This window comes from Pseudomonas sp. Root71, assembly GCF_001429045.1.
Classification (GTDB): Bacteria; Pseudomonadota; Gammaproteobacteria; order Pseudomonadales; family Pseudomonadaceae; genus Aquipseudomonas; species Aquipseudomonas monachiensis.
Window position 1 is genome coordinate 36,469 of sequence record NZ_LMHY01000012.1, and the last position, 16,011, is coordinate 52,479.

The 16,011-nt window shown below is 59.9% G+C and carries 10 protein-coding genes; 7 read left to right on the forward strand and 3 right to left on the reverse strand.

All coding sequences use genetic code 11. The annotated features are described in order from the left end of the window. Positions 1-59: 59 nt before the first annotated feature. The 3 genes from cysK to ASD95_RS10195 all read left to right on the forward strand — a co-directional run bounded on the left by cysK (position 60) and on the right by ASD95_RS10195 (position 3,565). A complete protein-coding gene (gene cysK, locus ASD95_RS10185; RefSeq protein ID WP_056721369.1) occupies positions 60-1,034 on the forward strand; it encodes a cysteine synthase A in 975 nt (324 codons plus the stop codon). A 263-nt stretch (positions 1,035-1,297) separates the two neighbouring features. Next, entirely contained in the window at positions 1,298-2,236 is a 939-nt protein-coding gene (locus tag ASD95_RS10190) for an aspartyl/asparaginyl beta-hydroxylase domain-containing protein (RefSeq protein WP_056721371.1), read from the forward strand. 465 nt (positions 2,237-2,701) lie between these two features. After that, the gene (locus tag ASD95_RS10195) at positions 2,702-3,565 is read left to right on the forward strand and encodes a DMT family transporter (RefSeq protein WP_056721373.1); all 864 of its coding nucleotides are present in this window, start codon (positions 2,702-2,704) and stop codon (positions 3,563-3,565) included. 187 nt (positions 3,566-3,752) lie between these two features. On the opposite strand, the gene ASD95_RS10200 is transcribed toward ASD95_RS10195, so the two are convergent. Next, entirely contained in the window at positions 3,753-4,661 is a 909-nt protein-coding gene (locus tag ASD95_RS10200) for a DMT family transporter (RefSeq protein WP_056721375.1), read from the reverse strand. 159 nt (positions 4,662-4,820) lie between these two features. On the opposite strand from ASD95_RS10200, the gene aceK reads away from it, so the two are divergent. The 3 genes from aceK to ASD95_RS10215 all read left to right on the forward strand — a co-directional run bounded on the left by aceK (position 4,821) and on the right by ASD95_RS10215 (position 12,078). Then, positions 4,821-6,539 (forward strand): bifunctional isocitrate dehydrogenase kinase/phosphatase, encoded by a 1,719-nt coding sequence (gene aceK / locus ASD95_RS10205; protein WP_056721377.1) that lies wholly within the window; start codon positions 4,821-4,823, stop codon positions 6,537-6,539. A 161-nt stretch (positions 6,540-6,700) separates the two neighbouring features. Next, a complete protein-coding gene (hrpA, locus tag ASD95_RS10210) occupies positions 6,701-10,612 on the forward strand; it encodes an ATP-dependent RNA helicase HrpA (protein WP_056721379.1) in 3,912 nt (1,303 codons plus the stop codon). A 344-nt stretch (positions 10,613-10,956) separates the two neighbouring features. Then, the gene (locus tag ASD95_RS10215; protein ID WP_056721381.1) at positions 10,957-12,078 is read left to right on the forward strand and encodes a beta-ketoacyl-ACP synthase III; all 1,122 of its coding nucleotides are present in this window, start codon (positions 10,957-10,959) and stop codon (positions 12,076-12,078) included. 232 nt (positions 12,079-12,310) lie between these two features. Here ASD95_RS10215 and ASD95_RS10220 read toward each other — a convergent pair whose 3' ends face one another. Continuing rightward, a complete protein-coding gene (locus tag ASD95_RS10220) occupies positions 12,311-13,642 on the reverse strand; it encodes a putative porin (RefSeq protein WP_056721383.1) in 1,332 nt (443 codons plus the stop codon). Positions 13,643-13,922: 280 nt separating this feature from the next. Here ASD95_RS10220 and ASD95_RS10225 point away from each other — a divergent pair, with 280 nt between their 5' ends. Continuing rightward, positions 13,923-15,047: a GNAT family N-acetyltransferase gene (locus ASD95_RS10225; RefSeq protein WP_056722284.1), complete on the forward strand. Its 1,125-nt coding sequence runs from the start codon at positions 13,923-13,925 to the stop codon at positions 15,045-15,047. An 11-nt stretch (positions 15,048-15,058) separates the two neighbouring features. Here ASD95_RS10225 and aqpZ read toward each other — a convergent pair whose 3' ends face one another. After that, positions 15,059-15,757 carry an aquaporin Z gene (aqpZ, locus tag ASD95_RS10230; protein ID WP_056721385.1) on the reverse strand — a complete coding sequence of 233 codons (699 nt, stop codon included), beginning with the start codon at positions 15,755-15,757 and terminating at the stop codon, positions 15,059-15,061. Positions 15,758-16,011: the final 254 nt, after the last annotated feature.

Here is a 16,011-nt window from a genome sequence, read left to right on the forward strand (position 1 = left end):
TGCGGGCAAGAGGGCTTACCTTGATGCCCTATTTCAATGCTGTCGTTAAGGACCCAGCCATGAGCCGCATTTTCGCTGACAACGCCCACTCCATCGGCAACACGCCTCTGGTGCAGATCAATCGCATTGCGCCGCGTGGTGTGACCATCCTGGCCAAGATCGAAGGGCGCAACCCCGGTTACTCGGTAAAGTGCCGGATCGGCGCGAACATGATCTGGGATGCCGAGGGTAGCGGCAAACTCAAACCGGGCATGACCATCGTCGAACCCACCTCCGGCAATACTGGCATAGGCCTTGCCTTCGTGGCCGCCGCCCGGGGCTACAAGCTGATGCTGACCATGCCGGCGTCCATGAGTATCGAACGCCGCAAGGTGCTCAAGGCACTGGGCGCCGAACTGGTGTTGACCGAGCCGGCCAAGGGTATGAAGGGAGCGATCGAGAAAGCCGGTGAAATCGTTGCCGGCGACCCGTCGAAGTACTTCATGCCGGGGCAATTCGACAACCCGGCCAACCCGGCCATCCACGAAAAAACCACCGGCCCGGAAATCTGGAACGATACCGACGGCGCGGTCGACGTGCTGGTGGCAGGCGTCGGAACCGGTGGAACCATCACCGGGGTTTCACGGTATATCAAGAATACCCAGGGCAAACCGATACTCTCGGTGGCGGTGGAACCCGTGGTGTCTCCGGTGATCACCCAAGCCCTGGCCGGTGACGAAATCAAGCCGAGCCCGCACAAGATCCAGGGCATCGGTGCCGGTTTTGTGCCGAAGAACCTCGATTTGTCGATTGTCGATCGGGTGGAGCTGGTCAGTGACGAAGAGTCCAAGGCCATGGCCTTGCGCTTGATGCAGGAAGAAGGAATCTTGTGCGGGATTTCCTGCGGTGCCGCCATGGCAGTGGCCGTTCGGCTGGCCGAGACCCCGGAAATGCAGGGCAAGACCATCGTGGTGATTCTTCCGGATTCCGGTGAACGTTACCTGTCGAGCATGCTGTTCAGTGATCTGTTTACCGAACAGGAGAATCAGCAGTAAGCACTAAACATTGGCCGATTGTGGCTGGCGGTGATGGCTGAGGCGTTATCGCTGGTTGCGATCCATTGAACTGGTCCGGTTGATGATGGATTACATCAGCCAGCGTTCAGGCACCTTATGTTAATAAATGCTTTGTTGCACATTCATTAACATTGAATGTTGAAAAGTGCAGGTTTTCACCGGGTCGGTAGTGTTTATCATACTGGCAGCCATGTCGGGCAATAGACGTGGTGCAGTGCAGTCTATCTTCAAAGGAGTTGTTGATGACCTTATCGGTTGCCGCGAAGGCATCGTTGTTGTTGCTGTTTCTCGGCAGCACCCTCTATGTGCATTTGCGTGGTAAGGCGCGCCTGCCGGTTCTGCGCCAGTTCGTTAACCATTCGGCACTGTTCGCCCCCTATAACGCCTTGATGTACCTGTTTTCCGGTGTGCCTTCGAAACCGTATCTGGATCGCAGCAAGTTCCCGGAACTGGATGTGCTCAAGGACAACTGGGAGGTGATTCGCGATGAAGCGATGCACTTGTTCGACGAGGGGTATATCCGCGCGGCGGCAAAGAACAACGACGCCGGTTTCGGATCGTTCTTCAAGAAGGGCTGGAAACGTTTCTATCTCAAGTGGTATGACAAACCGCTGCCTTCCGCCGAGGTCTTGTGTCCGAAAACCGTGGAACTGGTCAACAGCATTCCCAGCGTCAAAGGTGCAATGTTCGCGCTGCTGCCGGGCGGCAGCCACCTCAACCCGCATCGTGATCCGTTTGGCGGCTCCCTGCGTTATCACCTGGGCCTGTCCACCCCCAATTCCGATGCTTGCCGCATCTTTGTCGATGGGCAGGTTTACGCCTGGCGCGACGGTGAAGACGTGATGTTCGACGAGACCTACGTGCACTGGGTCAAGAATGAAACGGAAAAGACCCGTGTCATTCTGTTCTGCGATATCGAGCGTCCACTGAGCAATCGCTTCATGACCCGAGTCAATCGCGGTGTCAGCACCTGGTTGGGTCGCGCCACAGCCCCTCAGAACCTGGACGACGAGCGTGTGGGGGGGATTAACCGGGTCTATGCCTGGAGCAAGAGTTCCAGTGATAAATTCAGTGGCGTGGTCAAGCAATTGAAGCGGCGCAACCCCAAGGCCTACCGCGTACTACGTCCGGTGCTGGCGGTGGCGGTGGCGACGTTGTTGGGGTATTGGTTGTTCGGCTGAAGCCGTAGACAGAATAAAAAACCGCTCGTTGTGAGCGGTTTTTTATGGATCTTCACGTAATCCCTGAGTGCTCCTCCACCGCACAATGCGGACTCTGTGCCGACTGTCGTTGCCGAGTCGTTGCAATCCATGTCGTACGCTGGTTATAGTCGGCGCACGGTGAGTTTCGGACTCACTTTTTATCCTTCGAGAAAAGATCAGCCCAATGCCTGCATCCCTCATCAACGCGGTAGTCGATTCAGCGGTCAACGCTGGCGTCGTGCCGTGCGGGAATCAGCAGCCCGGGCAGATCAGTCATTACCCCCCACCTGTCAGTAGCACGCCGGTGTGCGCAGTCGTATCACCGCCAGGCGTTGGAATTTCGGGCTGATCAGCTGCTTTGTGCTGTTCCCCTGCCTGCCTGGAAAAACTACTGAATTTCAGCTTCGGCTGAGTTGGCTTTTTGCCTGACTACAGGTGGTCTTCATGTTTGTCCTTTCGAAAAAGTCCGCGCTCGCGGCGGCGTCCACGAGCCTGTTCGTTCTGCTGTGGAGCAGCGGGGCGATTTTCTCCAAATGGGGGCTTGCCCACGCGTCGCCCTTCGCCTTCCTGATGTTTCGTTTCGTCATCGCCCTGGGCGGCCTGGCGTTGCTGGTGCCGTTGCTCAAGCTGAAGTTGCCCGCGGGTGGCAAGCCGATGCTGTATGCGATGGCCACCGGCGTGGTGTTGTTGGGGGCGTATCAGATTTTCTATCTGCTGGCCCTGGACCTTAAAGTCACGCCTGGGGTGATGGCGACCATCATGGGCGTGCAGCCGATCCTCACCGTGGTGCTGATGGAGCGCCAGCGTTCCTGGAGCAGGATGTTCGGCCTGGCCCTGGGGCTGACCGGGTTGGTCATGGTGGTCTATCAGGGCATCGGGCTGGCCGGGATGTCGCTGGTCGGGATGCTTTTCGGTCTGCTGGCGCTGGCGAGCATGACCTTCGGTTCGATCATGCAGAAACGCATCACCGACAATCCCCTCGGCACACTGCCGGTGCAGTATCTGGCCGGACTGCTGTTGTGCGGGATTTTCGTACCCTTCCAGCCGTTTCACTTCGAGCACGGCAGCGGTTTCATCCTGCCGGTGCTATGGATGGGGCTGGTGGTGTCGGTGCTGGCGACACTGTTGCTCTACCGCTTGATCGCCCGGGGCAATCTGGTGAATGTCACCAGCCTGTTTTACCTGGTGCCGGCGGTCACGGCGGTGATGGACTATCTGATCTTCGGCAATCGCCTGGCGCTGTTGAGCCTGTTCGGTATGCTGTTGATCATCGTCGGTCTGGTGTTTGTGTTCCGTAAAACCGCGTAATTGCGGGCAAACCCGGGAAGGCCTGGAGCAATGCTCCAGGCCTTTGTGATTTTTGGCGTCTGATCAGCCGCCTTCGCGGGCAAGCCCGCTCCCACAGTGATTGATGTCGTACACGGATTTTGCGTACAACACGGAACCCTGTGGGAGCGGGCTTGCTCGCGAAGGCGTCATCCACAACACCACAACTCTATCGATTAGCCGCCAAAGCTGGTTTCACCACAGCCGGCTTCAACACCAGCCACAACGCCAGCGCAATCAACAACCCGCCATAGATATGCGCCAACGACAGCGGCTCATCGAGAAACAGCGCCCCCCACAACACGCCGAATAGCGGGATCAAAAAGGTCGTAGTCATCGATTTCACCGGACCAATCGAGCTCAGGAGCCGGAAGTAAATAATGTACGCAAACGCCGTGCATCCCAGACCCAACCCCAGCAACGAGAGCCAGACACTCCAGCCGCCCCAGCTTGCGGGTGGCTGGCTGATCACGCTGTAGCCGAACAGCGGCAGCAGGAACAACGTCGCGCCGAGCATGCTGCCCAGTGCCGACAAACGGCTGTCCAGGCCACCGGCCTGATCGAGCCAGCGGCGGGCCAGAAACCCCGCAAATCCGTAGCAGGTGGTCGCAAGCAGGCAGGCGACGGCACCCATCAGCAGTTCCATATCGAACGCCACCGGCCCGGCACGGGTCAGCACGCCCACGCCGAACAGCCCCAGAAACACGCCGCCAAGTTTGGCGCCAGTGAGCCTTTCATGGAAAAACAGGCCGCCGATCAGCACGCCCATCAAGGGTGTCGTGGCATTGAAGATCGACGAGTAACCGGCCGGCAGCACCTGCGCGGCCACCGAATAGAGCGTCGCCGGAATTCCGGAGTTGATCACCCCGAGCAGCATCACGGTCTTGAGTTTGCCCTTGAAATCCCAACTGATGCGCATCAGCCCAAGAATCACCAGCAGTCCGGCAGCGGCTATCGATACTCGGAAAAAAGCGGTAGGAATGCTGCCAATCACCGGGGCGATGATGCGCATGAACAGAAAACTCGCACCCCAAATGGCCGCCAGGGACAGTAAACGGAAAATATCGACGGGGTTCACAGCGAGGTCCTTCCTTGGGGGAGGGGCGAAAGTGTTGCTGAGTGTGTGATCGATGGCAACCGAAAACCGGGCATTTAATTCGGCTGGAAAATTACGCTTCTCCTGCACCCGGTTCACTGGCTAAGCTCAAGCCTCCCGAATTCCCGAAGAGGTCTCACCATGCCGCAGCAATGGCCAGCCGCCGACATCGCCCGCTTGATACTCGATGGCTTCGACGATTACCGCGAGCATTTTCGCCAGATCACCGACGGCGCCCGGGCCCGCTTCGAACAGGCCAGGTGGCAGGAAACGCAGACGGCGTCGGCGGCACGGATCAATCTGTACGAAGACAAGGTCGGTGAAACGGTGGAGCGACTGCGCACCGCGTTTGACGCCGACACCCTGGACGTCAGCTGCTGGCCGCTGGTCAAAAACGCCTACATCAGCCTGATCGACCTGCGTTTTGACGATGAACTGTCCGAGACCTGGTACAACTCGATCTTCTGCGGGCTGTTCAGCCATGACCTGATCAGCGACGGTTGCATGTTCATCCACACCACCCGGCCGAGCCTTCGCCGTGCCCGGGCCGCGCAAACCCGCACCTACAAGCCGCAAGGCCAATTGTCGGCGATGCTCGCCAGCATCTTCGCCGACTACCGCTTCAGCGAGGACTACGCCGACCTGGCCGGGGACCTGAAGCGCCTCGAAGCGCAACTGCGCGAAAATCTGCCGGACTGGGTGTGCAAAGACCCGGAGCTGAGTGTCGAGCTGTTTTCCTCGGTGCTGTACCGCAATAAAGGCGCGTACCTGGTGGGGCGCATCTACACCGCCGACGAGCAATGGCCGCTGGCAATTCCATTGCTGCACCTGGAGGGTCGCGGCATCCAGATCGATGCGCTGATCACCGATGAGGCGGACGTATCGATCATCTTCTCGTTCACCCGTTCGTATTTCATGGTGGATGTGCCGGTGCCTGCGGAGTTCATCGGCTTCCTGCGGCGTATTCTGCCGGGCAAGCACATTGCCGAGCTGTACACCTCGATTGGCTTCTACAAGCACGGCAAGTCGGAGTTCTATCGGGCGCTGATCAATCACCTGGCCAACACCGACGACCAGTTCATCATGGCCCCAGGCGTGCGCGGCATGGTCATGAGCGTGTTCACCCTGCCGGGTTTCAACACCGTGTTCAAAATCATCAAGGACCGTTTCTCGCCGTCGAAAAACGTCGACCGCGCCACGGTGATCGAAAAGTACCGCCTGGTGAAAAGCGTCGACCGCGTCGGGCGCATGGCCGATACCCAGGAATTCGCCGATTTCCGTTTTCCGCTGAGCAAGTTCGATCCGGCGTGCCTGGAGGAGCTGCTGGAAGTCGCGCCGTCCACGGTGTCGGTGGAAGACGATACGGTGCTGATCCGCCACTGCTGGACCGAGCGCCGCATGACCCCGCTGAACCTCTACCTGGAACACGCCAACGAGGCGCAGGTGCGCGAGGCCCTGGAAGACTACGGGCTGGCGATCAAGCAACTGGCGGCGGCCAACATCTTTCCCGGCGACATGCTGCTAAAGAACTTCGGTGTCACCCGTCACGGTCGGGTGGTGTTCTACGACTACGACGAGATCTGCTTCCTCACCGAGGCCAACTTCCGCCATATCCCGCAACCCCGCACCCCGGAAGATGAAATGGCTTCCGAACCCTGGTATTCGATCGGGCCGCTGGATGTGTTCCCGGAGGAGTTTCCGCCGTTCCTGTTTGCCGATTTCGGGCAACGCAAGTTGTTCGATCAACTGCATGGCGAGCTGTACAACGCCGATTACTGGAAGAGCCTGCAGGAAGCGATTCGGGCGGGGAAGGTGATTGATGTGTTTCCGTATCGGCGTAAAGGCCTCGATAACGAGTAGGAGCTGCCGCAGGCTGCGATCTTTTGATTTTGTTTTTCAGACGCGTCGACAAGATCAAAAGATCGCAGCCTTCGGCAGCTCCTACAGGGGAACCAGCCAATCCATGCCAAATCTGCGACAATCCGCACCCTGCGCCACTAGACGACTGAATTGCGTACCCGATGACCGACGAATCGCCCTCCATCGACAAACTGCTGAAAAACCTCGATCACGCCATGCTCGCCGACCGCCACCGGCTGCGGCGGCAGTTGCTTGAGCTTCGCAAGAAAACCGACGAGGCCAAACTGGGCCAGTGGGTGACGCGGATGCAGGCGTCCTGCGAGCAGGTGTTGGCGCGCAAGGCCAGCCTGCCGGTGATTCGTTACGACGACAGCCTGCCGATCGCCGCCAAGCGCGACGAAATCAAGAAGGCGCTGGAACAACACCAGGTGCTGATCATTGCCGGTGAGACCGGCTCGGGTAAAACCACTCAGTTGCCTAAGATTTGCCTGGAAATCGGTCGCGGCCAGCATGGCCTGATCGGCCACACCCAGCCTCGACGGATCGCTGCGCGCAGCGTCGCCAGCCGTGTCGCCGAAGAACTCGGCACGCCGCTGGGCGCGCTGGTCGGTTATCAGGTGCGCTTCGAGGATCAGAGCGATTCCAGCACCCTGATCAAGCTGATGACCGATGGCATCCTGCTGGCGGAAACCCAGAACGACCGCTATCTGGAACGCTACGACACGATCATCGTCGACGAAGCCCACGAACGCAGCCTCAACATCGACTTCCTGCTCGGTTACCTGAAAACCCTGCTGCCGCGTCGTCCCGACCTGAAGGTCATCATCACTTCGGCGACCATCGACCTGGAGCGTTTCTCCAAGCACTTCGATGACGCGCCGATTGTCGAGGTATCCGGCCGCACCTACCCGGTGGACACCTGGTATCGCCCGCTGACGCTTGAGCAGGACGAAGAGGGCAACCGCGTCGAGGACGACCTGACGGTGGATCAGGCGATCCTCGCCACCCTCGACGAAATCGCCGCTTATGAGCGCAGTGAACGCCGCAGTCCCGGTGACGTGTTGGTGTTCCTGCCTGGCGAGCGCGAGATTCGCGACGCCGCCGACATGCTGCGCAAGGCCCAGCTCAAGCACACCGAAATCCTGCCGTTGTACGCGCGGCTGTCGCCGGCCGAGCAGCAGCGGATTTTCCAGTCGCACCCGGGCCGTCGCGTGGTGCTGGCAACCAACGTCGCGGAAACCTCGCTGACCGTGCCGGGCATACGTTATGTGATCGACAGTGGCACCGCGCGCATCAGCCGCTACAGCTACCGGGCCAAGGTCCAGCGCCTGCCGATCGAAGCCATTTCCCAGGCCAGCGCCAACCAGCGTAAAGGTCGGTGCGGACGGGTCGAGCCGGGCATTTGCGTGCGCCTGTACAGCGAAGAGGACTTCCTCGGTCGCCCGGAATTTACCGATCCTGAGATTCTGCGCACCAACCTTGCGGCGGTTATTTTGCAGATGCTGCACCTGCGCCTCGGCGAGGTCAGCGAGTTCCCGTTCATCGAGCCGCCGGATGGCAAGGCCATCAGCGACGGTTACAACCTGCTGCAAGAACTCTCGGCAGTGGACCGCAACAGCCAGTTGACCCCGCTCGGTCGGCAACTGGCGCGCCTGCCGGTGGACCCGCGCATGGGCCGCATGCTGCTCGAAGCGGCGAAGCTCGGCAGCTTGCAGGAAGTGCTGATCGTCGCCAGCGCCATGTCGATCCAGGACCCGCGCGAGCGTCCGCCGGAGCGTCAGCAAGCAGCGGATCAGGCCCACGCCCAGTGGAAAGACGCCGACTCGGATTTCGCCGGGCTGGTCAATCTGTGGCGCGGTTTCGAAGAGCAGCGCCAGGCGCTGACTGCCAGTCCGCTGCGTAACTGGTGCCGCAAGAATTTCCTCAACTACCTGCGCCTGCGCGAGTGGCGTGACTCCCATCGCCAATTGAGCCTGATCTGCCGCGACATGCAGTTGAGCCTCAATAAAGAGCCGGCGGACTATCCGAAACTGCACAAGGCGGTGCTGGTGGGGTTGCTCAGCCAGATCGGGCAGAAAACCGAAGACGGCGATTACCTTGGCGCCCGTCAGCGGCGCTTCTGGATTCATCCGTCCTCGGGCATCGGCAAGAAGCGCCCGCAGTGGCTGATGACGGCCGAACTGGTGGAAACCACCAAGCTATATGCGCGTATGGTCGCCAAGATCGACGCCGACTGGATCGAGCCGCTGGCCGGTCACCTGATCAAGAAAAACCACTTCGAACCCCACTGGGAGAAGAAGCGCGGTCAGGTCGTAGCGTTCGAGCAGATCACCCTGTTCGGCTTGATCGTGGTCGGGCGCCGGCCGGTGCATTACGGCCCGATCGACCCGGTGGTGTCCCGCGAGTTGTTCATCCGCGAAGCGCTGGTGCGCGGCGAAATCCAGTCCAGGGCCAAGTGCCTGACGGCCAACAAGCAATTGCTGGAACAGCTCGACGAACTGGAAGCCAAGGCCCGTCGTCGCGACATCCTCGCCGACGAAGAAACCCTGTACGCCTTCTACGACGCGCGGCTGCCGGCGGAGATCCACCAGACCGCGACCTTCGACAGCTGGTATCGGATCAACAGCCAGAAAGACCCGCAGCTGCTGATCATGCGTGAAGAAGACGTGCTGGCCCGTGAAGCCAGTGAAGTCACTGCCCAGCACTACCCGGATACGCTGCACATCGGCGATCTGGAATTGGCCCTCAGCTACCACTTCGAACCGAATCACCCGCGCGACGGCGTGACCCTGCGCGTGCCGGCACCGTTGTTGCCGATGCTGCCGCCGGAACGCCTGGAATGGCTGGTGCCGGGTGTCATCGAGGCCAAGTGCATTGCCCTGGTGCGCAACCTGCCGAAGGCACTGCGCAAGAATTTCGTGCCAGTGCCAGACTTCGTCAAGGCGGCCTTGCAGCGCATGACCTTTGCCGAGGGTTCTCTGCCCCAGGCCCTGGGTCGCGAACTGCTGCGCATGACCGGTGCCCGCGTCAGCGATGAAGCCTGGGCCGAGGCGGCACAGCAGGTCGAAAGCCATCTGCGGATGAACCTGGAAATCGTCGATGCCCAGGGCAAGTTCCTCGGTGAAGGTCGCGATCTGGCTGAACTGACTGCGCGTTTCGCCGAGGCCAGCCAGGCAGCATTGGCCGTGCCGCAAACCGCGAAGAGCCAGCAGCCGGTGGAGCCGAAAGTGTTCGCCGCGGTGGCCGAGAAAACCCAGCAGAAGATCGCCGGGCTGTCGATGACGGTCTACCCGGCGCTGGTGGAAGAGGGCGGGACGGTCAAGGAAGGGCGTTTTTCGACCCCGGCCGAGGCCGAGTTCCAGCATCGCCGTGCCTTGCAACGCTTGCTGATGCAGCAACTGGCCGAACCTGCCAGGTTCCTGCGTGGCAAGTTGCCTGGCCTGACCGAACTTGGCCTGCTGTACCGCGACATGGGCCGCGTCGATGCGCTGGTGGAAGACATTCTGCTGGCCAGTCTCGACAGCTGCATTCTTGAGGGCGAAGACCCGCTGCCCCGTGATGGCGCCGGTCTGGCGTCCCTGGCTGAGCGCAAGCGTGGCGCCTGGACCGAGCACGCCGAGCGTGTGGCGAAGCTGACCCTGGAAATCCTCAAGCTCTGGCATGGCCTGCAAAAACGCTTCAAGGGCAAGATCGACCTGGCGCAAGCCGTGGCCCTGAACGACATCAAGCAGCAACTCAGCCACCTGGTGTATCCGGGGTTTGTCCGGGAAACGCCGATGCAGTGGCTCAAGGAATTGCCGCGTTACCTCAAGGCGATCGAGCAGCGCTTTGAAAAAATCGCTGCCCAGGTGCAGCGCGATCGGGTGTGGAGCGGTGAGTTGAGCGGGCTGTGGACGCAATACCAGACCCGCGCCAACAAACACGCCCAGGAAGGCAAGCGCGACCCGCAGTTGGAGTTGTATCGCTGGTGGCTGGAGGAATATCGGGTTTCGTTGTTCGCCCAGCAATTGGGGACCAAGGTGCCGATCTCCGACAAGCGATTGAACAAGCAGTGGAGCCAGGTCGAGCCCTGAACCCGAGGTTGGCGCAATACCTGTGGGAGCGAGCTTGCTCGCGATAGGGCCATTACATTCAACATCTATGTTGCATGTCAGGCCGCCATCGCGAGCAAGCTCGCTCCCACAGGTTTTTGTATGGCCTGCAAGTGGGAGTTATCCAGCAAAAAGGGGCCAAAACCCACGGTTTATGGCAAACTTCGCGCCTATAAACGCCGGCCCCGCGGTTTTGAGCCTTCACGGTCTCGGGCAGGTCGGAATAAAGCGATGCCAGGTTTTCGTCCCACGGATGGGAATAGACCCTTTGTGTGTTGGTACGAAGGTACCAATGCTTTCTGCCTGAACAGATTAGAGACACGACCATGCATAACGTCGTCATCAGCGGCACCGGCCTGTACACCCCGGCCAACAGCATCTCCAACGAAGAGCTGGTGCAGTCTTTCAATACTTACGTCGCGCAATTCAACGCCGACAACGCCGACGCTATCGCGCGCGGCGAAGTGGAAGCATTGACCGAGTCCAGCGCCGCGTTCATCGAAAAAGCTTCCGGCATCAAGAGCCGCTTTGTCATGGACAAGGAAGGCATCCTCGACCCGCAACGCATGGCCCCGCGCCTGCCGGAGCGTTCCAACGACGAGTGGTCGGTGCTTTGCCAAATGGCTATCGGCGCTGCCGAACAAGCCTTGCAGCGTGCCGGCAAGACCGCCGCGGACATCGACGGCGTGATCGTCGCCTGTTCCAACCTGCAACGTGCCTACCCGGCCATTGCCATCGAAGTCCAGGAAGCGCTGGGCATCCAGGGTTTCGGTTTCGACATGAACGTGGCGTGCTCGTCCGCAACCTTCGGTATCCAGACTGCCGCCAACAGCGTTCAACTGGGCCAGGCCCGGGCAGTCCTGATGGTCAACCCGGAAGTCTGCACCGGCCACTTGAACTTCCGTGACCGCGACAGCCACTTCATCTTCGGTGACGCTGCCACTGCGGTGATCATCGAGCGTGCCGACCTGGCGACGTCCAGGTACCAGTTCGACATCGTCAGCACCAAGCTGCTGACCAAGTTCTCCAACAACATCCGCAACAACTTCGGCTTCCTCAACCGCGCGGCGGAAGAGGGCATCGGCGCCAAGGACAAACTGTTCGTGCAGGAAGGCCGTAAGGTGTTCAAGGAAGTCTGCCCGCTGGTTGCCGAGCTGATCAGTGAGCATCTGCAAGAGAACCAGCTCAACGTCAGCGACGTGAAGCGTTTCTGGCTGCACCAGGCCAACCTCAGCATGAACCACCTGATCGTCAAGAAACTGCTGGGTCGCGACGCCACCGAACAGGAAGCGCCGGTGATTCTCGACACCTACGCCAACACCAGTTCCGCCGGTTCCGTGATTGCGTTCCACAAGAATCAGGACGATCTGGCCGCCGGTTCGCTGGCCGTGCTCAGTTCGTTCGGTGCCGGTTATTCGATTGGTAGCGTGTTGCTGCGCAAGCGCTGAGTCTGCGGCTTAAAAAGATCGCAGCCTGCGGCAGCTCCTACGGGACTGGATTTCAACGTGATATCGCGGTGAATCCGCTCTGTGTAGGAGCTGCCGAAGGCTGCGATTTTTTTGCGGGAGAGAAAACAGTCTCGCGTTGATGCATCGGAGGATGATGGGGACCGACACATCAACAGCCAGGCTGTAAAAGGGGCCCGGGCTTCCTTGCCCGAGTCGTGTAGCGGGGGGGGAATCAGAACTTGGCTTCGGCATCCAGTTGCAGGGTGTTGATGTCCGAATCCTTCTTGTTGATGTTGGCGTTGGTCTGGTCCGAGGTCGCCATGAAGTAGGTCGCGCCCAGGGCAAAGTTCTTGTCCAGGTCGTAGCTCACTTTCAGCTTGCTGCCGCGCGAACCGGTGTAGCCGTTGGCGAAGTCGGAGTCGGTGAAGGCACCCACCACAGCGTTACGCTGCACGTCGCGGTAGTTGTAGTCCACGTTGAAGCCGTAGAGCTTTGACTTCACGCCGGCCAGCCAGCCGGTGTCCTGGTCGTTGCTGGCATCGGTGTTGTTGACGTACTGACCGTAGATCGACAGCGGTACTGGCAGGTTGCTGAAGTCCAGCTGACCAAAGCCTTCGTACAGTTTGAACTGCTCGCCCGGGCTGTTGCCGTTGACGGCCAGTGCGCATGGCGCGGTGACGGTACCCGAGGTAGGGCAAGCGCTGCTGTCGTCGTTGTCGTAGGCGTAGAGACTGCCGCCCAACGTCATTTTCATGCTGTCGGTGATGGCGAAGCGCGCACCCAACTGGCCGGCGTACAGACGCAGGTCGTGCTTGAACTGCACGCCTTCGCCGTCGACGTTGTCCTTGAGGGTGTAGTGACCGGCGCTACCGAACAGCTCGGTGCTGCCGCTCAGTGGGTATTTGTAGGTGACGGCCAGACCTTCCGGGTTGATGTCGCTATCCCAGATGATGTCGCCCATGCTCACCCATTGTTGCGGCATCTTGCCGCCAACCAGGTGCAGGTTCTTGATCGCGTCCGGGTGGTAGTCGATGTAACCCTGGTCCAGCCAGATCTGCTTCTTGTCGAAGTAGTTGTTCAGGTCCTGGTTGGTCGAGCGAGCGTCGTCGTTGCTGCCGGTGGCGATACGGATACCGGTGTCGACCTGCGGGTTGATTTCGCTGTAGGCACCCAGGCGGGCACGAATGCGCTGACGGTCCTGGTCCTTGTTGTTTGGCACGCCATCGTTGTGCACGGTTTCCTGACGGAAGCGTACGTCACCCTTGAACTGGGTCTTTGCCGCCCATGCAAGCTTCTGGTCGAAAGCGCTCAGTGTGTCGGTTTTCTTCGCGGTGGCCGCGATTTGCTCGTTGGTCTCTTGCTGAGCCTGACGGGCGATCTGCTGGTCTTTCTGATCCCTGGCCAGCTCGGCTTGCAGTTCGCTGTACTGCGCGTTGGTGATCGAGCCGTTAGCCTTGAGCATGTCGAGCAGTTTGGCGTCGACTGCGGCACTGGCCGGAACACTCATGGCCAGCAACAGGCCACCGCACAAGGCCGCCGCAGTTTTCATGGAAGCAAGACGCATATCAATCTCCGAAGATGAGAGGGGATGACAGAGCCATCCGGGACACAACCGACCGTAAGGGGCGGAAAACAGTGGCCGGGTATAACCCGACGCTCTAAAAACAGGCGCCAGTATCGCGATGGTTTATTACAGACCGGTGGCAATGTGATGTCATGTCGGTGACGATACAAAGTCGCCGTGAACTATTGAGTTAGAACACTGCCGTCGTTTTGCCCGTGTGCATTGCAAAGCGATAGGCGATACTCGCGGGGCTTTCACGCCATGAAGAGTGAGGATGGTGATGCCGTTGCAACGCCTGCAAAAACTGTCAGAAATCGCCCCGCAGACGTGGGACGCACTGGTGCCCGAGACTCAGCCTTTTCTGCGTCACGCTTTTTTGAGTGCACTGGAAGACAGCGGCAGCGTCGGACCCCATACAGGCTGGCAGCCCGAGCATTTATTGCACGTCGAAGGAGATCGACTGATCGCCGCGCTGCCTGGTTACCGCAAGTGGCATTCCTACGGCGAGTACGTGTTCGATCACGCCTGGGCCGATGCCTGTGAACGTGCCGGCATCGACTACTACCCCAAACTGTTGAGCGCGGTGCCGTTCAGTCCCGTCACGGGACCACGGCTGTTGGCGGCCACGGTCGAAGACGGTTTCGAGTTGTTGAAAAGCCTGCCGGGCTACCTTGAGCTTGAAGGGCTCTCCAGCGCCCACATCAACTTCACCGATCTGTTCACCGACGCGGCACTGAGCGAGCAACCGGGCTGGCTGCAGCGCGTTGGCTGTCAATACCACTGGCAGAATCGCGGCTACCGGGATTTCCAGGACTTCCTCGACGTGCTCAGTTCGCGCAAGCGCAAACAGATGCGCAAGGAGCGCGAACAGGTGGCGGGGCAGGGCTTCGATTTCGAATGGCTCGAAGGTCGGGAACTGAGCCAGGCGCAATGGGATTTCGTTTATGCCTGCTACGCCAATACTTACGCAGTGCGCCGGCAAGCGCCGTATCTGACCCGGGAGTTTTTCAGCCTGTTGGCCGAACGCATGCCGGAGTCGATTCGCGTTGTATTGGCCAGGCAAGGTTCACGGCCGGTGGCGATGGCGTTCAGTCTGGTGGGGGGCGACAGCTTTTATGGGCGTTACTGGGGATGCCTGGCGGAGTTCGATCGCCTGCATTTCGAGACCTGTTTCTACCAAGGCATGGACTATGCCATTGCCAACGGTTTCCAGCGTTTTGATGCCGGTGCCCAGGGCGAGCACAAGTTGATTCGCGGATTCGAGCCAGTCATTACCCATTCCTGGCACTACTTGCGACATCCGGGATTGAAAGCGGCGGTGAAAGACTTTCTGGAGCAGGAACGCCTGGGAGTGCTGGCTTATGCAGAGGATGCGAAGTCAGCCTTGCCTTATCGACAAGGCTGATCTTCAGCGTTTCAGCTTTCTTCCTTGCCCAGCCAGCGATACAGCACGCCGCCGGCCACTGCGCCGAGTAGCGGTGCGACCCAGAACATCCACAGTTGTTGAATCGCCCAGCCGCCGACGATCAATGCCGGGCCGGTGCTGCGCGCCGGGTTGACCGAGGTGTTGGTGACCGGGATCGAGATCAGGTGGATCAGCGTCAGCCCCAGGCCAATGGCAATCGGCGCCAGTCCTGCCGGTGCACGCTTGTCGGTGGCGCCGAGGATGATCAGGATGAACATCGCGGTCATCACCAGTTCACAGACAAACCCTGCCGCCATCGAGTAGCCGCCAGGGGAGTGTTCGCCGTAGCCGTTGGACGCCAGGCCTCCCGCCAGTTCGAAACCGGGTTTGCCGCTGGCAATGAAGTACAGCAGGGCGGCGGCAATCACGCCGCCGATGACCTGGGCAATGATGTAGGCCGGCAATTCCCTGGCCGGAAATCGCCCACCCACCACCAGGCCGAGAGATACCGCGGGATTGAGATGACAGCCGGAAATATGGCCGATGGCGAAAGCCATGGTCAGCACGGTCAGGCCAAACGCGAAGGACACCCCGAGCAGGCCGATCCCCACCTCCGGAAAAGCCGCGGCCAACACCGCGCTGCCGCAACCACCCAACACCAGCCAGAACGTACCTACCAACTCAGTCGCCGAACGTTTTAACAGAGACATAAGAGAGTGCCCTTTCGAGATTATGCTGCCTTGAGCATCCAGCCGATGGACTGCAGAACCATCTCCAGAACGTTGGAGTGAGTACAGCACGGTTTTTTCATAATTCCAGCAGGCATAAAAAACCGCCAGGCCCCGTTGTTGAGGGGGCCTGGCGGATATCTGTGATCGATCTGCTTCACTGGGGACCCTGTGGGAGCGAGCTTGCTCGCGATAGCGGTGGACCAGGCAACATTGCTGTCGACTGACACTCCGTC